This is a genomic window from Streptomyces sp. NBC_01775 (assembly GCF_035917675.1).
Lineage (GTDB): Bacteria > Actinomycetota > Actinomycetes > Streptomycetales > Streptomycetaceae > Streptomyces.
Map to the genome: position 1 here is coordinate 7,242,386 of NZ_CP109104.1, position 23,230 is coordinate 7,265,615.

The 23,230-nt window shown below is 71.8% G+C and carries 20 protein-coding genes; 10 read left to right on the forward strand and 10 right to left on the reverse strand.

The genetic code is table 11. The annotated features are described in order from the left end of the window. Positions 1–94: 94 nt before the first annotated feature. Positions 95–2,344 (forward strand): MMPL family transporter, encoded by a 2,250-nt coding sequence (locus tag OHB04_RS32195; RefSeq protein ID WP_326691164.1) that lies wholly within the window; start codon positions 95–97, stop codon positions 2,342–2,344. Positions 2,345–2,503: 159 nt separating this feature from the next. Here the strand turns inward: OHB04_RS32195 and OHB04_RS32200 are convergent, their stop codons facing one another. Next, positions 2,504–2,956 (reverse strand): MarR family winged helix-turn-helix transcriptional regulator, encoded by a 453-nt coding sequence (locus OHB04_RS32200; RefSeq protein WP_326691165.1) that lies wholly within the window; start codon positions 2,954–2,956, stop codon positions 2,504–2,506. 89 nt (positions 2,957–3,045) lie between these two features. On the opposite strand from OHB04_RS32200, the gene OHB04_RS32205 reads away from it, so the two are divergent. Beyond that, positions 3,046–3,807: an SDR family oxidoreductase gene (locus tag OHB04_RS32205; protein WP_326808836.1), complete on the forward strand. Its 762-nt coding sequence runs from the start codon at positions 3,046–3,048 to the stop codon at positions 3,805–3,807. 98 nt (positions 3,808–3,905) lie between these two features. Here the strand turns inward: OHB04_RS32205 and OHB04_RS32210 are convergent, their stop codons facing one another. From OHB04_RS32210 to OHB04_RS32235, 6 genes are all read right to left on the reverse strand, one after another. Then, a complete protein-coding gene (locus OHB04_RS32210) occupies positions 3,906–4,103 on the reverse strand; it encodes a ferredoxin (RefSeq protein ID WP_326691167.1) in 198 nt (65 codons plus the stop codon). Between the two features lie 2 nt (positions 4,104–4,105). Further along, positions 4,106–5,305, reverse strand: coding sequence for a cytochrome P450 (locus OHB04_RS32215; protein WP_326691168.1), 1,200 nt, complete (start codon positions 5,303–5,305; stop codon positions 4,106–4,108). Between the two features lie 85 nt (positions 5,306–5,390). Beyond that, a complete protein-coding gene (locus OHB04_RS32220; RefSeq protein ID WP_326808837.1) occupies positions 5,391–6,062 on the reverse strand; it encodes a TenA family protein in 672 nt (223 codons plus the stop codon). 28 nt (positions 6,063–6,090) lie between these two features. Continuing rightward, entirely contained in the window at positions 6,091–7,953 is a 1,863-nt protein-coding gene (asnB, locus tag OHB04_RS32225; protein WP_326691171.1) for an asparagine synthase (glutamine-hydrolyzing), read from the reverse strand. Next, positions 7,941–9,131: a nucleotide disphospho-sugar-binding domain-containing protein gene (locus OHB04_RS32230; protein ID WP_326691172.1), complete on the reverse strand. Its 1,191-nt coding sequence runs from the start codon at positions 9,129–9,131 to the stop codon at positions 7,941–7,943. The genes asnB and OHB04_RS32230 overlap by 13 nt, the downstream gene beginning before the upstream one ends. Before the next feature lie 89 nt (positions 9,132–9,220). Beyond that, positions 9,221–9,451, reverse strand: coding sequence for a LysR substrate-binding domain-containing protein (locus OHB04_RS32235; RefSeq protein ID WP_326691173.1), 231 nt, complete (start codon positions 9,449–9,451; stop codon positions 9,221–9,223). A gap of 86 nt (positions 9,452–9,537) precedes the next feature. Between OHB04_RS32235 and OHB04_RS32240 the strand changes: the two genes are divergently transcribed. The 5 genes from OHB04_RS32240 to metH all read left to right on the forward strand — a co-directional run bounded on the left by OHB04_RS32240 (position 9,538) and on the right by metH (position 16,291). After that, positions 9,538–9,675 carry a hypothetical protein gene (locus OHB04_RS32240; RefSeq protein WP_326808838.1) on the forward strand — a complete coding sequence of 46 codons (138 nt, stop codon included), beginning with the start codon at positions 9,538–9,540 and terminating at the stop codon, positions 9,673–9,675. Between the two features lie 127 nt (positions 9,676–9,802). Next, positions 9,803–11,095 carry an NAD(P)-binding domain-containing protein gene (locus OHB04_RS32245; RefSeq protein ID WP_326691175.1) on the forward strand — a complete coding sequence of 431 codons (1,293 nt, stop codon included), beginning with the start codon at positions 9,803–9,805 and terminating at the stop codon, positions 11,093–11,095. Further along, entirely contained in the window at positions 11,092–11,667 is a 576-nt protein-coding gene (locus OHB04_RS32250) for an SCP2 sterol-binding domain-containing protein (RefSeq protein ID WP_326808839.1), read from the forward strand. Before OHB04_RS32245 ends, OHB04_RS32250 begins: the two co-directional genes overlap by 4 nt. Before the next feature lie 149 nt (positions 11,668–11,816). After that, positions 11,817–12,800, forward strand: a complete 984-nt coding sequence (locus tag OHB04_RS32255) for a carbohydrate kinase family protein (RefSeq protein WP_326809562.1) — start codon at positions 11,817–11,819, stop codon at positions 12,798–12,800. Beyond that, on the forward strand, positions 12,797–16,291 hold the full coding sequence (metH, locus tag OHB04_RS32260; protein ID WP_326808840.1) for a methionine synthase: 3,495 nt from the start codon (positions 12,797–12,799) through the stop codon (positions 16,289–16,291). The genes OHB04_RS32255 and metH overlap by 4 nt, the downstream gene beginning before the upstream one ends. A gap of 406 nt (positions 16,292–16,697) precedes the next feature. On the opposite strand, the gene OHB04_RS32265 is transcribed toward metH, so the two are convergent. Both OHB04_RS32265 and OHB04_RS32270 read right to left on the reverse strand, forming a co-directional pair. Further along, positions 16,698–17,162: a PPOX class F420-dependent oxidoreductase gene (locus OHB04_RS32265; protein ID WP_326808841.1), complete on the reverse strand. Its 465-nt coding sequence runs from the start codon at positions 17,160–17,162 to the stop codon at positions 16,698–16,700. Positions 17,163–17,282: 120 nt separating this feature from the next. Then, entirely contained in the window at positions 17,283–17,831 is a 549-nt protein-coding gene (locus OHB04_RS32270) for a MarR family winged helix-turn-helix transcriptional regulator (protein WP_326808842.1), read from the reverse strand. A gap of 114 nt (positions 17,832–17,945) precedes the next feature. Between OHB04_RS32270 and OHB04_RS32275 the strand changes: the two genes are divergently transcribed. Next, positions 17,946–19,106, forward strand: coding sequence for an NAD(P)/FAD-dependent oxidoreductase (locus OHB04_RS32275; protein WP_326808843.1), 1,161 nt, complete (start codon positions 17,946–17,948; stop codon positions 19,104–19,106). A gap of 96 nt (positions 19,107–19,202) precedes the next feature. Here OHB04_RS32275 and OHB04_RS32280 read toward each other — a convergent pair whose 3' ends face one another. Further along, a complete protein-coding gene (locus tag OHB04_RS32280) occupies positions 19,203–20,105 on the reverse strand; it encodes a hypothetical protein (protein WP_326691181.1) in 903 nt (300 codons plus the stop codon). A gap of 285 nt (positions 20,106–20,390) precedes the next feature. Here OHB04_RS32280 and OHB04_RS32285 point away from each other — a divergent pair, with 285 nt between their 5' ends. After that, on the forward strand, positions 20,391–21,908 hold the full coding sequence (locus tag OHB04_RS32285; RefSeq protein WP_326809563.1) for a hypothetical protein: 1,518 nt from the start codon (positions 20,391–20,393) through the stop codon (positions 21,906–21,908). After that, the gene (locus OHB04_RS32290; protein ID WP_326691182.1) at positions 21,905–23,101 is read left to right on the forward strand and encodes an ARPP-2 domain-containing protein; all 1,197 of its coding nucleotides are present in this window, start codon (positions 21,905–21,907) and stop codon (positions 23,099–23,101) included. Before OHB04_RS32285 ends, OHB04_RS32290 begins: the two co-directional genes overlap by 4 nt. Positions 23,102–23,230: the final 129 nt, after the last annotated feature.

Below are 23,230 nucleotides of genomic sequence, written 5' to 3' on the forward strand. Positions count from 1 at the left end.
CCTCACTTCCCTCCCCTTCCGCGGGTCCCGTGCGCCCAGAGGTGTGTGCCGCGTCCCGTAGGAGGGCCTTCCACCACGACTGGAGTCCGACCTCGTGGCCACGTATCTGTACAAGCTGGGCCGGTTCGCCTTCCGGCGGCGCGGCCTCGTCGCCCTGCTGTGGGTGGTGCTGCTCGGCATAGCCGGGGCGGCGGCTGCCAGCGCGCCGACGGCGACCGCCACCGCGTTCTCGGTCCCCGGCACGGAGGCGCAGAAGGCGTTCGACCTGCTGGAAGACCGCTTCCCCGGCGCCAAGGCCGACGGCGCCACAGCGCGCGTCGTCTTCAAGGCCCCGGGCGGTGAGAAGATCACCGACCCCGGGAACAAGGCCGACATCCACCGCGTCGTCACCGACCTGAAGTCCGGCTCGGAGCAGGTGGCGAGCGTCGCCGACCCGTTCATGGCCAAGGCCATCAGCAAGGACGGCTCGACCGCCTACGTCTCGGTCTCCTACGACGTCAGCTCGATGGAGCTGACCGACGACAGCCGCACGGCGCTGGAGAAGACCGGCGAGAAGGCCCGTGACAGCGGGATGACGGTGGAGGTCGGCGGCGACGCCCTGACCGCCGTCCCGGAGACCGGCTCCGGCGAGATCATCGGCGTGGCCGTCGCCGCCGTCGTGCTGGTCATCACCTTCGGCTCGCTCGTCGCCGCGGGGCTGCCGCTGCTGACCGCGCTGATCGGCGTGGGCATCGGCGTCTCCAGCATCACCGCGCTGGCCACTGTGATGGACCTGGGCAGCACGACCTCCATCCTGGCGATGATGATCGGCCTGGCGGTCGGTATCGACTACGCCCTGTTCGTCCTCTCCCGCTACCGCGCCGAACTCGCCGAGGGACGCGAGCGGGCGGACGCCGCCGGGCGGGCCGTGGGCACGGCGGGCTCCGCCGTGGTCTTCGCCGGGCTGACCGTCGTCATCGCGCTGGTCGGGCTGGCCGTCGTCAACATCCCGATGCTCACCAAGATGGGGATCGCCGCGGCCGGGACCGTCGCGATCGCCGTGCTCGTCGCGCTCACCCTCGTCCCCGCGCTGATGGGCTTCGCGGGCAAGCGGGTGATGGGCCGCAAGGCCCGCAAGGCGGCCGACGCCGAGAAGGAGGGCGCCGAGAAGGGGGGCGGGGGCAAGGAGAACGCCGGGACCCGGTGGGCGCGGTTCGTGCAGCGGCGCCCGGTCGCGGTGCTGCTGATGGGCGTGCTCGGCCTCGGCGTCATCGCCGTTCCCGCGACCTCGCTCGAACTGGGCCTGCCCGACGACGGCTCCCAGCCCACGAGCACCACCCAGCGCAAGGCGTACGACCTGCTGTCGGACGGCTTCGGGCCGGGGTTCAACGGTCCGCTGATGCTCGCCGTCGACGCGCAGGGCAGCGATGACCCGCAGTCCGCCGTGAACCGCACCGTGCGGGAGATCTCCCGGCTGGACGGCATCGCCACCAGCACGCCGCCGAAGTTCAACAAGGCGGGCGACACCGCGATGGTGACCGTCGTCCCGGACTCCAAGCCCTCCTCGGCGCAGACCGAGGAGCTGGTGCACTCCATCCGGGACACCGGCGCCGACCTGCGTGCCGACACGGGAGCCAACGTCCTGGTCACCGGCGCGACGGCGATGAACATCGACGTGTCCCAGAAGCTCAACGACGCGCTGCTGCCCTACCTCGCACTGGTGGTGGGCCTGGCGTTCCTGCTGCTGATGGTCGTCTTCCGCTCGGTGCTGGTGCCGCTGAAGGCCGCGCTCGGCTTCCTGCTGTCCGTCGTGGCCGCACTGGGTGCCGTGGTCGCGGTCTTCCAGTGGGGCTGGCTCGGAGGCCTGTTCGGGGTCGAGCAGACCGGCCCTGTGATGTCGATGATGCCGATCTTCATGGTGGGGGTGGTCTTCGGCCTCGCCATGGACTACGAGGTCTTCCTCGTGACCCGGATGCGCGAGGCGTATGTGCACGGGGAGTCGCCGGGCGAGGCCATCGTCACCGGGTTCCGGCACGGGGCGCGCGTGGTCACCGCCGCCGCCGTCATCATGATCGCGGTCTTCGCCGGGTTCATCGGATCCAGCGAGGCCATGGTCAAGATGATCGGGTTCGGCCTGGCCGTCGCCGTCTTCTTCGACGCCTTCGTGGTGCGCATGGCGCTCGTGCCCGCCGTGCTCAGCCTGCTGGGCAAGCGCGCCTGGTGGCTGCCCGGGTGGCTGGCACGGGCGCTGCCCAACGTCGACATCGAGGGCGACAAGCTGAGCGAGGCGGCCCCGCGTGCCGCACTGCCCGCCCAGCCCGGCGCCGATGAGCGGGAAGGGGAGCACGTCTCCACCCGGAGCTGAACCGGCCCGCGGCCGGTCCTGTCGGGCGGTCTTTCGGTTGCCGTCCTTCCTGGTGCTGGGCACGCCCTGCGACTGGGGCCCCGAAAGCTTTCGGGGCCCCAGTCCTGTGCACGGAAAGCGTCCGCGCCGTGGCGGCGGGGAGAGGCCGTGTGTGCGTCCTCAGCTGTCCTCGACCAGGGCGCCCAACAGCTCGCAGAGCTGCTCGCGTTGAGCGCTCGCCAGTGGCGCGAGGGGGGATCGCTCGCTCATGCGGGCCAGTACCCGCTCCCGGCAGCGCAGGCCCTCGGGGGTCAGCGCGATCTGTTTGGCGCGGCGGTCCGTGGGGTGGGGCCGGCGCTCGATCAGGCCCTGACCCTCCAGCCTGTCGAGCACGAACGTCGCGTTGGAGGGTTCGCAGAGCATGCGGCCCGCGAGGGTCCGCGCGGTGATCGGCTCGGACAGCTCACGCAGCGCGACCACCTGGGATGCGGTGAGGCCGAACTCCTCGGCCACTCGGCGCACATGGGTGTCGAGCCGCTGGGTGAAGCGGTGGGCCAGCCGGCACACCTCGCGCTGGATCCGCTCCTCCTCCCGCTCCGCGTCCTCCGGCTCCCCGCCGGGCTCCCTCGTCATGACGGCCATCCTAGCGCGGCTGTTTCGAATCATGATAGTTATAGCTCGCATTATTCGAGCTATAACTATTCTGTATGCGAGGAGTCGCCATGGGGGCCAGGACAGGCAGCGCGCTTGAGGGCAGGGTCGCGCTGGTGACCGGCGGATCGCGGGGTATCGGCGCGGCCACCGCCCGCGCCCTGGCCGCTGAGGGCGCCGCGGTGGCGGTCAGCTACCTCTCCTCCCCGGACCGGGCCGAAGAGGTGGTGGCGGACATCAGGGCCACCGGCTCCCAGGCCGCCGCATACGAGGCCGACCAGGCCGATTCCCAGCAGGTCACCGGCCTGGTGGACACCGTCGTCGCCGACTTCGGGCGACTCGACATCCTCGTCAACAACGCGGCCCACTACACCACCGGCGTCCTGGTGGACCCGGACCGCGACCAGGCCGCCTTCGACCGGCAGTTGACCGCCAACGTGGCCGGGGTCGGCGCCGCCGTCCGCGCCGCGGCCCGCCACCTCGGTGACGGCGGGCGCGTCGTCACCGTCGGCTCCCACCTCTCCAGCCGCGCGGGCTTCCCCGGCGTCGCCGACTACGCCGCCACCAAGGCCGCGGTCATCGGCTACAGCAAGGGAGCGGCGCGCGACCTGGCACCCCGGGGCATCACCGTCAACGTCGTCCAGCCGGGCTCGGTGGCCACCGACATGAACCCCGACGACGGCCCCTTCGCGGACGTCCAGCGTGCCGCCAACGCGATGGGCCGCTTCGGAAGGCCGGAGGAGATCGCCGCGGGTGTCGTCTTCCTCGCCGGTCCGGCGGCCTCTTTCGTCACCGGCACCGTCCTCACCATCGACGGCGGCTATCTGGCCTGATCCCGGCGCACCGCACGGAAGGGCCCCCGACAGAGGTCGGGGGCCCTTCCGTGTGCGGCCGGTCCCTGGCGCGGGGAGGCGGACGGACCGGCCGTCGGTCAGTGTTCGGCCACGTGGATGGACTTGGTGGGGCAGCCGCGCGCGGCCCGCCGCACCTCCTCGTGCAGCTCGGCGTCGGGCGTCTCGTCCAGGACGACGACCAGCCCGTCGTCGTCCTGGTCGAACACCCCCGGCAGGCGGTACACGCACAGGCTGCTGACCGCGCAGGTGTCCGGGTTCGCCGTCACACGGAGCATGCTCACCACTCCACGGGTATCTCGGTGAAGCCCTCCATGAATCCGCCCAGCGCCCTGGGCAGTTCGTCGGCGGGCACGGCCAGTTTGATGTCGGGGAAGCGGCGCAGCAGCGATTCCGTCGCGACCTGGAGCTCCATGCGGGCCAGCGCGGCGCCCACGCAGTAGTGGATGCCGGCGCCGAACGTCATGTGGTGGTTGTCCTGCCGCTTGATGTCCAGCTCGAAGGGCTTGTCGAAGACCTCCGGGTCCATGTTGGCGCCCTCCTCCGACAGCAGCACGCTCGTACCCGTCTTGATGACGGTGCCGTCCGAGAGGGGGATGTCCTCCACCGCGTAGCGCATGGTGCCCACCGACGAGCCCATGATCTGGGTGCGCAGCAGCTCCTCGACGGTGGAGGGCACCAGCGACCAGTCGGCCTGGATCTCGCGCACCAGCTCCGGGTGGTACAGCAGCACGGCCGTGCCGGTGCCGATCTGGCTGGCCGTCGTCACATACCCGGCGATCAGCAGCCCCTGGCACCAGAAGTGCAGCTCGTGGTCGTTGAGCCGGTTGTCCTCCTCGTCGGTGACCCGGATCAGCTCGCTCACCAGGTCGTCGCCCGGCTTCTCGCGCTTGGCGTCGATCAGGTCGCCCAGGTACTTCCACAGGTTCTGCCGGCACTGGCCGACCTGCTCGGGCGGCATCTTGGTGACCGACAAGAAGCCGTCGACGTACTCGCGGAACTGGTCGCGGTCCTCGGGCGGTACGCCCAGCAGCTTGCAGATCACCATGATCGGCAGCGGGAACGCCAGCGCCTCGTTCAGCTCGACGGGCCGCGGACCGGCGGCCATCTCGTCCAGCAGCCCGTCGGCGACCTCCTGGACGTAGGGGCGCAGCGCCTCGATACGGCGGGCTGTGAACGCCTTGGTGACCAGCGAGCGCACCTGGGTGTGCTTGGGCGGGTCCGGGTCGATCTCCGGGTCCATGAACAGGTCGTTGTCCTTGGAGATCCGCGCGCAGTCCGGCCGCGCGATGTTGCGCGACAGCCGCTTGTCGGCGAACAGGGCGCGCACGTCCTTGTAACGGGTCACCAGCGTCGCCGTGTCCCCGCTCGGCAGCGTCACCTCCATCGCGGAGCTGCCGTGCACATGCTTGAGGGCCTCGGGCACCTGCATGGGCGGGGTCCAGGCGAACGGGTACCTGGGCGGGGTCTGAGTGCTCACGGTTGTCCCTTCCGGTCGGGGTGGTGCGGTCGCGATGTGTGCCGGGGCGTCGTGCGGGCGGTCGTACGAATCGCCGTGCGAGCCGTCATACGGGCCAGCCGGGGCGGGACCAGGCGGCCTCGGCGAAGGCCCACTCGTGGCGGATCCCGGACCCGAAGTGCCCCACCAGCCGGGCGCGTTCGGCCGGTGTGGCCGTCTCGCCGATCTCGTCGGCCAGGCCCATGAAGGCCCGCACCGCGTAGCCGTAGCCCTCGCCGGGGTGGTACGCCTCGATCCACTTCGCGTAGCGGGAGCCGGGGGTGTGCCGCTCCAGCAGGTCGTTCGAGACCTGGAAGTTGAACCACACCATCGGCAGCAGCGCCCCCACCCCGGCCGCGAAGGAGGCGGCGGAGGCGGCGTTGAAGAAGGCGCAGTGCGCGTGGGTGGCGGGCCCCGCCTCCGGCACCGGGTCCGCGGGCCCGGGCAGCCCCAGCCCTTCGGCCAGTTCGGCGTACTTGCCGCGCAGCCGGTCCCGCGCCTCCAGCGTGCCGGTGATCGAACGGCCCAGCAGCGCCGTGTGCGCGTCCTGTTCGGCCGCGGCGGCCGTACGGGCCAGCGCCCGCGCGTAGGCGGGCAGCAGGTGCCCGGTGTCCTGCTCGACGAAGTGGGCCAGCGCCTCACCCGGCAGCGAGCCGTCCCGCAGCCCCGCCCAGAACGGGTGGGCCTTCACCTTCTCCAGCACCGGCTCGGCCAGCGCCTTCAGTTCCTCCTGAAGCATCGCTCGTCCTTCCCTGACGTCTCACGTCTCACAGATCCAGCCGCACCCGGTAGTGCCGCAGCCAGGCGTCGAGCTGGAGGACCATCTCGACGTTGCGGCGCTCGCCCCACCCGTCCACGGCGACCGGCCGGTCCTCGCCCGCCAGCTCCGCGCACGCCGGCCCGTCCAGCAGCGGACGCACCGGAGACGCCGGGTCCGCGACGACCGCGTTGAAGCGCTCGCGCAGCACCTGCCCGTAGCGCGGGTCCTGGGTGATGGGGAAGGGCGACTTGCGGCGCTGGGTCACCGAGGCGGGCAGCAGGTCGGCCACGGCCGAGCGCAGCACGCTCTTCTCCCGGCCGTCCGCCGTCTTCATCGCCCACGGGATGTTGTGCACGTACTCCACCAGCCGGTGGTCGCAGTAGGGCACCCGCAGCTCCAGGCCCACCGCCATGCTCAGCCGGTCGTCGCGCGAGAGCAGCAGCGGCAGCCAGCGCGTCAGATGCGCGTACCCCACCCGCCGCATGACCCGCTCGGTCTCCGCCTCACCCGGCAGGTCCGGGACCTCGCCGACGGTCTCCGACCAGCGCTGCGCCGAGTATCCGGGTACGTCGATCTTCCGCAGCAGGCCCGGGTCCAGCAGACCCGTGCTCATCCCGTGCGGCGCGACCCGCAAACCCATCGTCACCCAGGGGAAGTTCGCGGTGTCCACCAGCGTCGGGTCGCGGAAGGACTGGTAGCCGCCGAAGAGTTCGTCGGCGACCTCGCCCATCAGCGCGACCGTCGAGCGCTGCCGCACGGCGCGCAGCAGCAGATACAGCGAGCGGTCCATGTCGGGGATCGGCCGGGGCAGATCCTGGGAGCGCAGGGCCGCCGCGTCCACCACCGGGTCGGCCAGGTCGGAGGTGCGCAGCACCACCGGTTCGTGGTCGGCGCCCACGTGCCGGGCGACCTCCACGGCGTAGGGCGCGTCCGGGTCCTCGTGCCAGAAGTCCTTGCGGAAGCGCTCGGTGTGCCCCTCGAAGTCCACGGCGAACGTGCGCGGCCGGCTCCCGTCGCCCAGCGAGCGCGCCGCGAACGCGGCGATCGCGCTGGAGTCCACCCCGCCCGACAGCAGCGTGCACAGCGGCACATCGGCCAGCAGATGCCCGGCCACCGACTCCTGGAGCAGTCCGCGCACGGTCGCGACGGTGGTCTCCAGGTCGTCGGGGTGCTCGTGCTGGGGCAGCGCCCAGTACCGCGACTCGCTCAGCGCGGCGCCGCCGGGCCCCGGGCGCAGCACGGCGACGTGCCCGGCGGGCAGCTCCCGCATGCCCCGGTAGACGGCGTGCCCCGGGGTGGCGATGTAGGCCAGCAGCTCGGCCAGGCCCTCGGCGTCCACCACGCACTCCAGCGAGGGGTGCGCCAGCAGCGCCTTGGGCTCGGAGCCGAAGAGCAGACCGTGCGGTGTCCGGGCGTAGTACAGCGGCTTGATGCCCAACCGGTCCCTGACGAGCAGCAGTTCGCGTCGGCGCGGGTCCCACACGGCGAACGCGAACATCCCGTCCAGGTGCTCGGCGCACCGCTCGCCCCACTCCAGATAGGCGCGCAGCACGACCTCGGTGTCCCCTGCCGTACGGAACCGGTGCCCCCGGGAGGTCAGTTCGGCCCGCAGCTCGCGGTAGTTGTAGATCTCGCCGTTGTGCGCCAGCACCGCCAGGGTGCGGCCGTCCTCGACGGCCGTCATCGGCTGGGTGCTGTCGGCGACGTCGATGACCGCCAGCCTGCGGTGGCCGAGCGCGATGTCGCCGTCGGTCCACACCGCCTCGTCGTCGGGGCCCCGGTTGGCGAGGGTGCCGACCATGGTGCGGACGGCCGCGGCGTCCTCGCTCAGGTCCCGGGCGTAGTCGACCCAGCCCGCTATGCCGCACATGCGACCACCCGCTCCTCCAGCTCTCCCACGACCGAGGCCGGAGCGGGCCGCTCCAGCATGCCGTCCCGCAGCGCGCGCGCCGCCTCGCGCGGGGCCGCGCCCTCCTTCGCGTCCAGCAGCCGGGCCGCCTCCTCGCGCAGCCGCGCCGCGCTCGCCTCGTCCCGTGTCAGCACCCCGCCGGCGCCGGTGGCCACCACGCGCGCCGAGTGGCCGGCGTGGTCGGGCAGTTGGGGCACCAGCAGCAGCGGAAGCCCAGCGCGCAGCGAGGTCAGCACCGTCCCGGCGCCGCCGTGCGCCACCACCAGGTCGGCGCCGTCCAGCAGCGAGTGCAGCGGCGCGTCCTCGACGACGCGCACCCCCTCGGGCAGCGTGCCCAGCAGGGGGCGCTGCGCGGAGGTGACCGCCAGCACCGTCTCGGTGCCCGGCAGCGTGGCCAGCGCCCGCGCGGCGTGCCCGGCCAGGAACAGCTCCGGGTCCAGCCGCGCCATCGTGTGCCCCCAGGTGACGACGATCCGCCGGCGCCCGCGGCCGGGCGGCGGCAGCGGCGGATCGGGCGGTCCGCCGGGCCCGTTGAACGGGACGTAGCGCATCGGCAGCACCGGATGCTCCGAGGGCACCTGGAAGCCGGGCGGACACGGGTCGATCGTCACCGCGCCGAACGGGTCGTAGCCCGCCGGGTCCACCCCCACCCGCTCGGCCAGCGGCGCCAGGGCCTCCGGCAGCAGGCCCCGGGCCCGCGCCATCAGGTCGGTGCCGTACAGCAGCCGTACGGCCGGCACTCCGGCCGCGGCAGCCGCGAGCGGGCCCGCCAGCGCCGTCGGCTCGTACACCACCAGATCGGCGCCCCAGCGGCGGGCCGTCCCGGTGACGCCGTCCACCATGGAGTCGGCGTGCGCCGTGAACATCCGCAGCGCGCGCGGGCCTTTGCCGCCGCGCGGCGCCCGCTTGTCGCCGGTCGGGTCGTCGGCGCTGGGCAGCACATAGCCGCGCACCATGCCCACGCCGTCCACGTCCTTGCCGACGGCGGCCCCCGGCAGCCCCGTCGACCCGATCTGCCCCAGCAGCTCCGGCTGGCTGACGACCAGCACCTCGTGGCCCGCGCTCCGGCAGGCCCAGGCGAGCGGAACGAGCGCGTACAGGTGAGAGGGCCAGGCCCAGGTGGTGAACAGTACGCGCATCGCGGCCCCAGCCCCTTCGTCAGCCCAGCCCCCGCCCGCAGTCCGGAGCGGGCGGGGTGTCCTTGCCGCCCAGACGGTGACCCAGCGGGCTAGGGGAAGAGTCGGAGCGCGGTGGAGCCGCCCTGGTCGGCGCCGGCCGCCGCGTACCGGAGGTCGCGTACGCCGGGCGAGGACTCGCGGTCGGCCCGCCACATGAGCCGCAGGCTGAGGTCCGGCAGCGGCAGGGCCGGCCGGGCCGGGGCGCCGGAGCGGAGATTGTCGGCGACCGCGAACCCGGGCAGCAGCGTGATGCCGAGCCCGTGCTCGGCCCAGGCACGCATCACCGGGACACCCCCGGCCCGCACCCGCTGCGGGCGGCCTGCTCAACGCCGTACGCCAGGTCGGGGCCACCCTCGGTGTGGCCCTCATGGGCGCGGCCTTCGCCGCCGGCGCCGGAGGGGCGCTGCCGCTGTCGGCGGCGGTCTGCGCCCTCGCCTGCGCGGTGTTCGCGCTCACCCACCGTGGGGGAGCGGCCGACCGACACCGGGCCGCCCCCGGGGAGTGAGCAGGAACGGCGGGTCGGGCAGGGCTTGGAACCCGTGCGTGGGGGAGGGCCCGGAGCGTGCCTCGATCGGATGTCGAGCGCGGGTGGTGACCGTGGAGCGGATTCCCACGCATTGGAGGCGGACACCATGGAAGCTCCCTCCCGGCCCCCCTTCCGCGTCATGTTGCGGATGGAGATCGATCCGGACAGGCGGCGGGAGTTCGAACGCACCTGGCGGGACGTCGGCACGGGCATCGCCCGCGAGCCCGCCAACAGAGGCCAGACGCTGGTGCGTTCGGTCGAGGACGAGAGCGTGTACTACGTCATCACCGACTGGGCCGACGAGCCGTCGTTCCGCTCCTTCGAGCTGAGCGAGGCGCACGTGGAGAACCGGCGCAGGCTCGCGCCATACCGCAGGGGCGGCGAGATGATCCTCACCCAGACGGTGTACGAACTGCCGCCCACGCCGAGTTCGTCCCCTTCCCCGACGCCGGGGCCGCAGCCCACGTCCGCCCAGTTGCTGGAGGGCGACGGCGACAGCGACGACGGCCACCTCGCCTTCATCGGCCTGGGCAACATGGGCGGCGGCATGGCACACCGCCTCCTGGACGCCGGGCGCACCCTCACCGTCCACAACCGCACCCCGTCCAGGGCCGAACCCCTCGCCGAGGCGGGCGCGACCGTGGCCGCGAGCGCGGCGGAGGCCGCCAAGGGCCGCTCCGTCGTCCTGCTGAGCCTCGCCGACGAGGCGGCCGTCGAGGACGTGCTGTTCGGACAGGTGGCCGAGGTCCTGGCGCCCGGGGCCGTCGTCATCGACACCTCCACCGTCTCGCCCGCCTACGCCCGCGAGTGCGCCGAGCGCCTCGCCCGCACCGGCCTGCGACGGGTCGAGGCATGCGTCGTCGGCAACCCCTTCCAGGCCCGCGAGGGCAAGCTCCGCGTCTACACCAGCGGCGAGGAGGACGACATCGCCGGTGTGGCCGACGTCCTCGACACCCTTGGCGCGCAGGTCGTCCACCTCGGCGCGCCGGGTACGGCGGCCACCCTCAAGCTCATCTTCAACCTGCTGCTGGGCGCCCAGGTCGCCTCCCTCGCCGAGGCCGTCGCCTACGGTGTCGCGGCCGGGCTCGACCGCGACAAGCTGCTGTCCTCCATCGCGGAGAGCGGGTTCAGCTCGATCGTGATGCGCTTCCGCGCCGAACTGATGCGCAAGGGTGCCTACGAGCCCGCGTTCTTCCGCTCCACGCTCATGGAGAAGGACCTGCGCCTCGCCCTGGGCGACGCGGTGGCGGCCGGCGTCCCACTGCCCGTCCTCGACTCCGTACGTGAGTGCTTCGCGCGCGTCAACGAGGCGGGCGACGGCGGCAAGGACGCGTCCGTGGTGATCGAGCACACCACGAAGCCGGTTACGGCGCCGGTCACGAAGGGCGCCTCGTCGTGACGGCCAGGGAAGCGATGCTCCTGCGCCTGCGCACGCTCGCCCGCTCCCGCGCCGCCGAGGCTCCGGAGGGCGACGGCAGCGACAGCGGTGACGGCAGCGACAACGGTGGCAGCAGCGGCAGCAGCGAGGGCGCCGACAACTGGGAGGGCGACGAGGGCCACGAGGGCACCGAGGGCAGCGACGGTGTCGAAGAGGGCAGGGACGGCACCGAAGCCCTGCTCGACCTGGTCTTCGAGTGGTTCCGCGCCTGCTTCAGCGCCGGGCGCGCGCGGGGCGGCGCGGGGGTCTTCCACTACGAGATCAACACCCCGCTGGGGGTGCGGCACCGCTACGTCAGCGTCGAGGCGGGCACCTGCACCACCTCGGCGTCGCTGGAGCGCACGCCGAACGCCACCATCGGCCTCGCCCTGCACGACCTGGTGGCGCTGGCGGTCGGCGAACTGAAGGGCACGGACGCCTTCGTCAGCGGCCGGCTGAAGATCTCCGGCGATGTGTTCTTCGCGATGAACTGGATCGAGTGGTTCGGCGCCCGCAGCGCCGCACCGCCCGGGACCGGTGACGACACCGCCTGACCGCACGGCCGGTACGCCGCTGCGGCGTACGCACGCCGGGTACGCCGCAGCGGCGTACGCACGAGGACCGCCCCGAGGAGAGCACCGTGAGCCCCACGAATCCTGAAACCCCGACAGCCCCCGAGAGCACAGAGCGTTCCGCGAGCAACGTGCGTATCGCGGTGACCGGTTCGATCGCCACGGACCACCTGATGACCTTCCCCGGCCGCTTCGCCGATCAACTCCTCGCCGACAGCCTGGACAAGGTGTCGCTCTCCTTCCTCGTGGAGGAGCTGGAGATACGGCGCGGCGGTGTCGCGGCCAACATCGCCTTCGGGCTGGGCGGGTTCGGCCTGTCCCCGGTGCTGGTCGGCGCCGCGGGCACCGACTGGGCCGACTACCAGCTCTGGCTCAAGGAGCACGGCGTCGACACCGACTCCGTGCACGTCAGCGCCGACCGCCACACCGCGCGCTTCGTGTGCACCACCGACGCCGACCACAACCAGATCGGCTCCTTCTACCCCGGAGCCATGAGCGAGGCCCGCGAGATCTCCCTGCGCGAGGTCGCCGCGCGTACCGGCGGGTTCGACCTCGTCGTCATCTCGCCCGACGACCCCGAGGCGATGCTCCGGCACACCCGCGAATGCGTCGGTCTCGGAATCCCGTTCGCCGCCGACATCTCCCAGCAGCTCGCCGTCCTGGACCGGGAGGGCGTCCGCGCGCTGCTGGCAGGGCCCGCGTACCTGTTCACCAACGCGTACGAATCCGTGCTCCTCCAGGAGCGCACCGGCTGGACGGAGCAGCAGATCCTCGGCCGGGTCGGCACCTGGGTCACCACGCGCGGCGCGGACGGCGTGCACATCGAACAGGCAGGCGTGCGCCCGCTCGACGTACCGGCCGTTCCGCCCTCCGGCACCCTCGAACCCACCGGAGCGGGCGACGCCTTCCGCGCCGGTTTCCTCGCCGGCCTCGCCTGGGACCTGGGCCACGAGCAGTCGGCGCGGCTGGGCGCGGCGCTGGCCACCACCGTCTTGGAGACCACCGGCACGCAGACCTACGACCTGCGCCGCGACACCTTCCTCGGCCGCCTGCGCGACGCCTATGGCGCCCCCGCCGCCGACGCGCTCGCCCCGCACCTGAAGGCCCTGCGGTGACCGCCCGGAAACTGTCCCGGGCTGATGCCTTGCGGGAGGCTTTTGCCTCGCGTGTGGTGGTGGCTGACGGGGCGATGGGGACGATGATTCAGGCGCAGGATCCGTCGTTGGATGATTTTCAGCAGCTTGAGGGCTGTAACGAGATTTTGAATGTGACGCGTCCGGACATTATTCGTGCGGTGCATCGGGAGTATTTCGCCGCGGGTGTGGACTGTGTGGAGACGAATACCTTTGGTGCGAATCATGCGGCGCTGGGGGAGTACGACATCGCTGGGCGGATCTTCGAGCTTTCGGAGACGGGGGTGGCGATCGCGCGGGAGGTGGCGGAGGAGTTCGAGTCCGGTGACGGGCGGGTGCGGTGGGTGCTGGGGTCGATGGGGCCGGGGACGAAGCTGCCGACGTTGGGGCATGCGCCGTACGGGGTGTTGCGGGACGCGTATCAGGAGAATGCGGAGGGGATGATCGCGGGGGGTGCGGATGCGCTGCTGGTGGAGACGACGCAGGATCTGTTGCAGACGAAGGCGTCGGTGATCGGTGCGCGGCGGGCGTTGGATGCGGTGGGGGTGGGTTTGCCGTTGCTGGTGTCGGTGACGGTGGAGACGACCGGGACGATGCTGCTGGGTTCGGAGATCGGTGCGGCGTTGACGGCGTTGGAGCCGTTGGGTATCGACATGATCGGGCTGAATTGCGCGACGGGTCCGGCGGAGATGAGTGAGCATCTGCGTTATCTGGCGCGGCATTCGCGTATTCCGGTGTCGTGCATGCCGAATGCGGGGCTGCCGGTGCTGGGGAAGGACGGTGCGCATTATCCGTTGACTCCGGGGGAGCTGGCGGATGCGCATGAGGGTTTTGTGCGGGATTACGGGCTCTCGCTGGTGGGCGGCTGCTGCGGCACCACGCCCGAGCACCTGCGGCAGCTGGTCGAGCGGGTGCGCGGGGCCCAGCCGACCGAGCGCACACCGCAGCCCGAGCCGGGTGCCGCCTCGCTCTACCAGGCGGTGCCGTTCCGGCAGGACAACTCGCACATGGCGATCGGTGAGCGGACGAACGCGAACGGGTCGAAGAAGTTCCGGGAAGCCATGCTGGAGGGCCGCTGGGACGACTGCGTGGAGATGGCCCGCAACCAGATCCGTGAAGGCGCCCACATGCTCGACCTGTGCGTCGACTACGTCGGCCGCGACGGTGTGGCCGACATGAAGGAGCTGGCCGGGCGCTTCGCCACCGCTGCGACCCTCCCCATCGTGCTGGACTCGACCGAGGTCGACGTGATCCAGGCGGGGCTGGAATGCCTCGGTGGCCGTGCCGTCATCAACTCCGTCAACTACGAGGACGGCGACGGCCCCGCCTCCCGGTTCGCCAAGGTCACCGAACTGGCCGGCGAACACGGTGCGGCACTGATCGCCCTGACGATCGACGAGGAGGGCCAGGCGCGCACGGTCGAGCACAAGGTCGCCGTCGCAGAGCGGCTGATCGCGGATTTGACCGGCGATTACGGTATCCGTGAGTGCGACATCCTCATCGACACGCTGACCTTCACGATCTGTACCGGTCAGGAGGAGTCGCGCAAGGACGGTCTCCACACCATCGAGGCGATCCGCGAGCTGAAGCGCCGTCACCCGGAGGTACAGACGACCCTGGGCCTGTCGAACATCTCCTTCGGGCTGAATCCGGCCGCGCGCCTCGTGTTGAATTCGGTGTTCCTGGACGAGTGTGTGAAGGCGGGCCTGGATTCGGCGATCGTGCACGCCAGCAAGATCCTCCCGATCGCCCGTCTGGAGGAGGAACAGGTCAGCACCGCGCTCGACCTCATCTACGACCGGCGAGCCGAGGGCTACGATCCGCTCCAGAAACTCATGGAGTTGTTCGAGGGCGCGACGGCGAAAACGATGAAGGAGGGCAAGGCCGAGGAACTGGCGGCCCTCCCGTTGGACGAGCGGTTGCAGCGGCGCGTGATCGACGGGGAGAAGAACGGCCTGGAGGCCGACCTGGATGAGGCGCTGGAGTCGCGGCCGGCGCTGGCGATCGTCAACGACACGCTGCTGGCCGGGATGAAGGTCGTGGGCGAGCTGTTCGGCTCCGGGCAGATGCAGCTTCCGTTCGTGCTCCAGTCCGCCGAGATCATGAAGACGGCGGTGGCCTATCTGGAGCCGCACATGGAGAAGACCGACGATGACGGCAAGGGCACGATCGTGCTGGCCACCGTGCGCGGTGACGTCCATGACATCGGTAAGAATCTCGTGGACATCATTTTGTCCAACAACGGCTACACCGTTGTCAATCTCGGTATCAAGCAGCCTGTTTCGGCGATTTTGGAGGCCGCTGAGGAGAACAAGGCGGATGTGATCGGGATGTCGGGGCTGTTGGTGAAGTCCACGGTGATCATGAAGGAGAACCTGGAGGAGCTGAACCAGCGCAAGATGGCGGCTGATTTCCCCGTCATTCTCGGTGGCGCTGCCCTGACCCGTGCCTATGTCGAGCAGGATCTGCACGAGGTCTACGAGGGCGAGGTCCGCTACGCCAAGGACGCCTTCGAAGGGCTGAGCCTCATGGACGCCCTCATGGGAGTGAAGCGCGGCGTCCCCGGAGCGGCGCTTCCCCAGCTGAAGCAGCGCCGCGTGGCCAAGCGCGACCTCCCTCTCCCGGAGCCGGAGCCCGGCGAGGGCTCGATCCGCTCGGACGTTGCCACCGACAACGCCGTCCCGGCGCCCCCGTTCTGGGGCACGCGGGTGGTCAAAGGGATCGGCCTCAAGGAGTACGCCTCGTGGGTCGATGAAGGTGCCCTGTTCAAGGGGCAGTGGGGGCTGAAGGAGTCCCGCAAGGGTGACGGGCCCTCCTACGAGGAACTGGTGGAGACGGAGGGACGGCCGCGCCTTCGCGGGTGGCTGGATCAGCTCCAGTCGCAAAACCTGCTGGAGTCGGCCGTGGTCTACGGCTACTTCCCCTGCCACTCCAAGGGCGATGACCTCATCCTGCTCAACGAGGACGGCTCCGAGCGCACCCGCTTCACCTTCCCCCGCCAGCGCCGGGGACGCCGCCTGTGCCTGGCCGACTTCTTCCGCTCCGAGGAATCCGGCGAAACCGACGTCGTCGGGCTTCAAGTGGTCACCGTCGGCTCGAAGATCGGCGGCAGGACGGCCGAGCTGTTCGCCGCCGACGCCTACCGGGACTATCTGGAGCTGCACGGCCTGTCCGTCCAGCTCGCGGAGGCCCTCGCGGAGTACTGGCACGCCAGAGTCCGCTCCGAGCTGGGTTACGCCGGTGAGGATCCCGACGCGATGGCGGACATGTTCGCCCTCCAGTACCGGGGTGCCCGCTTCTCGCTGGGCTACGGCGCCTGCCCGAACCTGGAGGACCGCGCCAAGATCGCCGACCTGCTCCAGCCCGGACGCATCGGGGTCGAACTGTCCGAGGAGTTCCAGCTCCACCCCGAACAGTCCACCGACGCGATCGTCATCCACCACCCCGAAGCGAAGTACTTCAACGCCCGCTGACGGCGATGCGCGCCGGCGCCGGGAACACCCGGCGCCGGTCGCGGAAGCCCCGGAAGGGCGGCGAGAAGCCAGAGGAGCCCGAGAAGCCAGAGAAGCCCGAGTAAGGCGAAGAAGGCGAGGAGCGCCGCGGAAACAGTCGCGGCAACAGACGCGACAACAGGCGAAGAAACAGGCGAAGAAACAGGAGCCTGCCCGTCACCGGCCGACGGGGCCGCCGCAAGGGGGAGCGACTCCCACGCACACCATCCCCGTTGCGGCGCTCACCCCCGGTCGGCTCGCCAGGTGGGGGCAGGCTCATGTTCTGCTCCGGACTATGCCGGGAGAAGCTCGGAGCGCGGTGGTGAGGTCATGGAGTGCCGTATGAATCCCTGTGGGTGAACCCCGGTGGGCCCCGGACCCGCGAGGGCTACGGTGCGAGCCGTGCCGGGAAGCCGCCCGTGGCGATCGGGCCCCAGCGGCGCGGGGCCACCCGGATCAGCGACTTGCCCTGTTTGACCATGGCCTGCCGGTACTCGTCCCAGTCGGGGTGCTCGCCCGAGATCGAGCGGAAGTACTCGACCAGCGGCTCCACGGACTCGGGCACGTCCAGCACCTCGGCCTCGCCGTCGATCTGCACCCATGGCCCGTTCCACTCGTCGGACAGCACGAGCACGCTCACCTGAGAGCTGCGGCGCGCGTTGTGCGTCTTGGCGCGTTCGGGATAGGTCGAGATGACGATGTTGCCCGCGCTGTCCACGCCGCAGGTGAGCGGCGAAGCCTGCGGGGCCCCGTCCTCGCGCTGGGTCAGCAGGATGGCGCGGTGCCGGGGCCGTACGAAATCGAGCAGCTCGGCGAGGCCGACGCGCGTGTTGGTGGCGATCGAAGGACTCATAGAGCGAACGTACGCCATCGTGCGCGGGAAGGAAGACGTTGAAGCGAGACGCGGGGGGAAACAGGGGACGTCAGGAGCGCATGCCCGGCCGTCGCACCCTTCCGCGCCGCTCCGGGGGTGTCATTCCGTACGGTCCCAGGGGCGTCCGGTCTCGGCCGTGTGCGCGGCGAGGACGCAGCTGATGCCGCTGTTCAGCGTCTCCCGCTCCCGCTGGCCCAGCTCCTGGCCCAGCGCTTCGAGCCGGGCGCACATGGCGGCGTGCGAGTCGTCGGCCAGCTCGGCGCCTGGCGCGGTCAGAGCGATCCGGAAGGCGCGGCGGTCGTTGTCGGCGCGGACCCGCTCGACCAGACCGCGCCGCTCCACCCGGTCCACCAGGCCGGTCAGGCTCGACTTCTCCACGTGCAGCAGACGGCTCAGCTCGGTCATGCCCACGGGGCCGTCGATCAGCATGCACAGCAGCTGTGCCTGCTGCTGAGTGAGGTCGAAGTCCCGGCAGACGTCGGCGAAGACGTGGTCCACGAGGTGGGAGAGCCGTACGAGCGAGGTGGCGATCTCCGGCGCGGGCACCGCCTTGCGCCGGGCCGCACGCGAGCCCCTTCCCGTTGCCCGCGCCGTCCCGGCCGTCTCCGCCGCCCCGGCCCTGTCCGCCGCCCTCGTTGTCTCCGTCATGCCGGGCTCCCTTCCCGTCCCTGCTCCGGAGTCTAGTTGACGGTTGTTTGGAGTGCGAACTACTCTCCTTCGTATAGCAAACAGTGCGTACTACGAACTAAATGGGAGCGACCCATGTCCCCGCACAACGGCTCTTCGCACAACGGCTCTTCGCACCCCGGCCCCTCCGCCCGTCCCACCGTGGCCGTCATCGGTGGCGGCTACGGCGGCACCGCCGTGGCCAAGGCGCTCGACGAGATCGCCGACGTGGTCCTGGTCGAGGCCAAGGACTCCTTTGTGCACAACGTCGCCGCGCTGCGCGGCCTGGTCGACCCCGACTGGGCCGACCGCCTCTTCCTCCCGTACGACCGGCTGCTCCCCCGGGGCACCGTCCGGCGCGGCCGGGCCGTGCACGTGGACGCCACCGCCGTCACCCTCGCCGACGGCGAGCGGATCACCGCCGACTACACCGTGCTGGCGACCGGTTCGGGATACCCGTTCCCCGCGAAGTTCGACACCGACGACAGCGCGGCGGCCAAGGCCCGCCTCCACACCGTCCGCGAGGCGCTCGCCGCCAGCGCGCATGTGCTGCTGCTCGGCGCGGGCCCGGTGGGGCTGGAGCTGGCCGGGGAGATCAGGGCGGCGTGGCCCGGCAAGCGCGTCACGGTGACCGACCCCGCCGCCGAGCTGCTGCCCGGCTTCCCCGACGCCTTCCGCGCACGGGTACGCGACGAGCTCGCCGGCCTCGGTATCGAGGTGCTGCTCGGCACCGCGCTGAGCGGACCGCCGCCCACCGAGCCGGGCACCTTTCAGCCCTTCACCGTGCGCACCGAGGGCGGTCACTCGCTCGGCGCCGACCTGTGGCTCCGCTGCCACGGAGTCGTCCCCGCCACCGGCTACCTCGACGAGGCACTCGCCGCCACCGCCCGCCGGGCCGACGGGCACCTCCTGGTCACCCCGGAGCTGCGCCTGGCCGGTCAGGAACGGCTGTTCGCCCTCGGCGACATCACCGCCGTCCCCGAGGCCAAGACCGCCAAGGCCGCGAACGAACACGCCGGGGTGGTGGCCGCCAACCTCCGCGCCCTGATCACGGGCGAGGGCGAACTGGCCACTCACACGCCCGGCGCCCCCGCGATGGCGCTTCCGCTCGGCCCCGAGCGCGGGGCCACCTACTCCCCGGAGATGGGCGTACTGGACGCCGCCGCCACCGCCGAGATGAAGGGCGCCGACCTGATGCTGTCCGTGTTCGCCGAGATCTTCGGCATCCCCGAGCGCGCCGTCACCGTGGATTCGTAGGCCGGACAGCGACAGCACCGAAGCGGCGACGGCTCGGGCGTCAGGAACCAGGCGTCAAAAGTCAGGAGTCAGGCACCCGGCATCAGGAATCAGGCGTCAGGTGTCGCACTCCAGCACCGTGCCGCACAGCCCGCAGCGCGCGCGGACCCGACCGCGCACCGGGACGCGGATGCGCTGCCGGCAGGTCGGACAGGAGAAGGAGACCCGCAGCGGGGAGCGGTGCTCGAAGGCGTAGATGTCGTTGCCCAGCGGCGGGGAGCCGGGGGAGAGGTGGACCTGGGCGTAGCGGCGGTCCTTGGCGTAGCGGCGGCGGCCCGCCCCGTGCGAACCGGCCAGCGGCGGGCGCTCCTCGTCACGGCCCGCCAGCTCGCTGCCCCGTACGTACGCCTCGTACGCCTGCGGACTGGTGAACCAGATCGCCGGGTCCTCACCGAAGACGCGGGCCCGCTTGGCCAGGACGTAGCCGAACTCCTCCGGGGTGAGGTAGCCCAGCTTCTGCGAGGACAGCGAGTCCTGCCGGAAGGCGTCCAGCAGCAGCCAGCCGGCGCCCAGATAGGCGGTGGCCGTGTCGGTGAGGATCTCGTTGTCCCGCGTGCCGGCGAAGGCCAGGCCGAGGCGGTGCAGATAGACGTGCATCACCTCGTGCGCGAGTGCGGCGCCGATGTCACGGCGGTGCGTCTTGAAGCGGGAGTTCAGCTCCACGAAGTACTCGGGCCCCGCCGCCAGCTCCACGTTGGCGGCGTGGGTCATCTCGCGGAAGGTGACGATCACCCGCGCCTCGGGCAGCCGCAGGTGCCGCACCATCACGCCGGCCACGCGCTGGACGCCCAGATGCAGGTCGTCGGCGTCGGCGAACGCCACATCGCCGGGAGCCACGCTGGTGTCGAAGGTGCGGATCGTCTCCGTCGACATCCGCCGGTACAGCGCCGTGATCGCCTCACGCACCGTCTCCAGATGCGGAAACCCCCGCTCCACGGGATCCGTCCCGGAGTCGCCCATGCACCCACCCCCACCCACGCGGTTACCGTCACGATAACTCCGCGCTCCTCGACCCTCACGCCGCCGCCCCCGACCGGAAGAACGGGGAGGTCCGCCTGGGAAAACCGGGGGAGCCCGTGCGGGCCGCGCTGTTATCGTCGCCGTGCCGGCCGCGGGACTCCGGCGCGACTTCCGGACCCTGCCTGTACAGCAATGATTCGCAGTTCGTGCCCCCACACCCCGGCCGGCACCCCCACCACGGGGGGCGATGGGGACAGCAGCGGGGGACAAGCACCGGGGGCGGAGTTGGAGACGTACGGCGACCTCATCGCCACCGACGACGTACTGCGGTTCGTCAACGCCGCGATCACCTCCACCGGCCAGCGCGAATTCCGTACCGAGGCACACGAGCAGCGCCTGTCCCTGGACTTCCTGCACGCCTACATGCTCGGCAACTACCGGGACCTGTACGCGGCCGTCCTCGCACTGGAGATCAACGATCACAACGCCGTCCTGATCATCCGCCATCTCCTCCAGAGCGCCGCCGAGGCCACCCCCGAGCAGCGCCGCACCGAGGGGCGGCTGATCGCCCGCCGCCTGGCGGCGCTCCCGCCCCAGCGCGCGTACGGGCTCTTCCGCGCCCTGCGCCGTGCCAAGGTCAACAACCGCCGCACCCGCGCCCTCGTCCGCGACTGGCTCGCCGCCCGCCCCGACCTGGCCCTCGACGCCGTCAAATACCGCGCAGGGCTCCAGTGCGCGCTGCGCCACGCGCGGCTGTCCCCCGCCGGCATCGGCGCCGGGCGCCCCCTCGGCGACGAGCTGGGCGACTTCCTCTTCGCCTGGCGCGAGCGCCCCCACTACGCGACGCCGCTTCTGGAGACCTGGCGCAGGGCGCACTACGAGCGATCGGCGCTGTACGAGCTGCCCTACACCGTGGCCGAGGGGTTCGCCGCCCGGCAGGAGATACCCCGTGCCGCGTTCCTGGAGCGGATCGCCCCGCGCATGACCCGGCTGGAGACCCTGCGCCTCCAGGAGTCCGCACGTGGCCACGGCGCCGAGGCCGTACGCGCCGACGCGGCCCGGCTGGCCCGGATGCCGCTCACCCGCCTCGCCTCCTACGTGCTCTCGCTGCCGGGGGAGGAGCGCACCGCCCGCCGCGCCGAACTGACGCAGATCCTGCGGAGCGCGGCCGACCGCGTCGCGGGCGCCGAGCGCGGACGCTGGGGCACGGTCGCCGCCGTCCTGGACGACAGCTTTTCCGCCGCCGGCTCCGGCCACAAGCCGCGCCGCCCCCTCGCGGTCGCGCTCGCCTGCCACCACCTGCTGGCGTCCCTGGCCACCTCCTACACCCCGCTGTGGACCTCCGGCCGAACGGACGCGCTGCTGGCGCGCCCCTACGGGCCGACCCCGCTGGGCACCCGGATCCTGGACGCGCTGGAGACCGCGCCCGCCCGCCTGGTGATCGTCTCCGACGGCTGGGACAACGCGCCGCCGGGGCTCGCCTCGGAGGTGCTGCGCGTATGGCGCACCCGCCTCGACCCGGCACGCGCCACCCGCGTCGTGCACCTCAACCCCGTCTACGACGCCGACGACTTCGACGTACGACGGCTGGCGCCCACCGTGCCCACGGCCGGGATCAGGGACGCCGAGGACCTGCCCGCGCTCGTGGAGCTGGCGCAGTTCGCGGAGGGCGGATCGGGCCTGGCCGAGCTCCGGGCCCACCTGCACACGCGCGCCGCCCGGCTGCTGGGGGAGGGGCAGCCGCCGACGGAGGGGCGGATGCTCATGGAGGGGCGGATGCTCATGGAGGGAGAGCGGACGTGAGGAGCGCACCCGATCTGACGGGCCTGGAGACCCGCCCCTCGCAGGTATGGGGCGGCGTGCGGCTCGTCCCGCTGGTACGGCGCGAGCCGATCGAGGACCTGCGCCTGCACGCTCGCGCGTACGGGCCCGGCGAAGGGGACGTGCCGGGCCCCGGGACCGTGGACCTGGGGCGCGGACACACCTACACCTCCTACATCCCGCACGGCTTCGTCGCCCACTGGACCCATGACGGCACCCCCGCCCCCGGCCGGCCGGACGCCCCGGCAGCCGCCTACGGCACCCAGCTCGCCGCCGGCCCCGAGACGCCTCCGCCCGCCGCCATGGGCGTACGCGTCCACCGGCGGCTTGCCCGGCGCGAGGCGAAGGACCGGCTGCGCTTCCTCCCGCTGCATCTCGCCCTGGAGGGCTATCTGGCCCTGCACTTCGGCGGCCCCTCGATCGTGTGGGAAGAGTGGTCGCAGCGTGCCGTGCGCCGGGGACTGTCGCCCCGCGAGGAGGAGGCGTACACGGGAGCGCAGGTGCGCGGACTGGCCGACGCGCTGCGGGTGTTCGAGATCCACCCCGGGCAGTGCGGCGTCATGGTCTACGTCGCCGACGCGCTCGCCGCCGCCTTCGTCGTCCCCCACCCGGGCGACTACCGCGCGCTGCACCCCACGCTGCTGCTCGACCTGTACGGCGAACTCATCCACCACTACGCGACGCTGAGCGCCCCCGTGCCGGAGTTCCGGGCCCGGATCGACGGCGCGGGCATCCGCACGCTCGCCCAGCTGCGCGCGGCGGCGGCCGGGCAGGAGTCCGCGTGGGCGCGGTTCCACGACGGCACGATGGCCGCCGGACTGCTGGAGGAAGCGGCCACCTGGCAGCGGGTACAGGGGCTGGGCCGCTTCACCCTCTCCCGCTTCCTGCCGTCCTTCCGCCCCAAGCGGGAGAACCACATCGGCGAGACCATCACCGACCGGGCCGGGCGCCTGGCCTACCTCAAGACGTTCCGGCTCTCCGAGAATCAGGTCAGACGCGGCCACCTCCTCGACCAACTGGCAGCCCATGACTGGCACTTGGCCCGCACCGCCGCCGCACTCGGCACCGGCGAGGCCCAGCTCGGCATGCGACTGGAGTCGGCGGGCTTCGGCTACCTGCTCCGCCAGGACGTCCTGGACGGCTACCGCAAGCGCACCCGCGCTCCCCGCGACTGACCGCCCGGCCCGGATCTCGTCCCGGCCCTCGTCCCGGTCAGAGGCGGTGACCCCGGCCAGGTGATCACCGTACGCTGCTCCCCTCGACGCTTCAGGGCCGAAGCCGGCTGAACCGAGGGGAGCACGCGC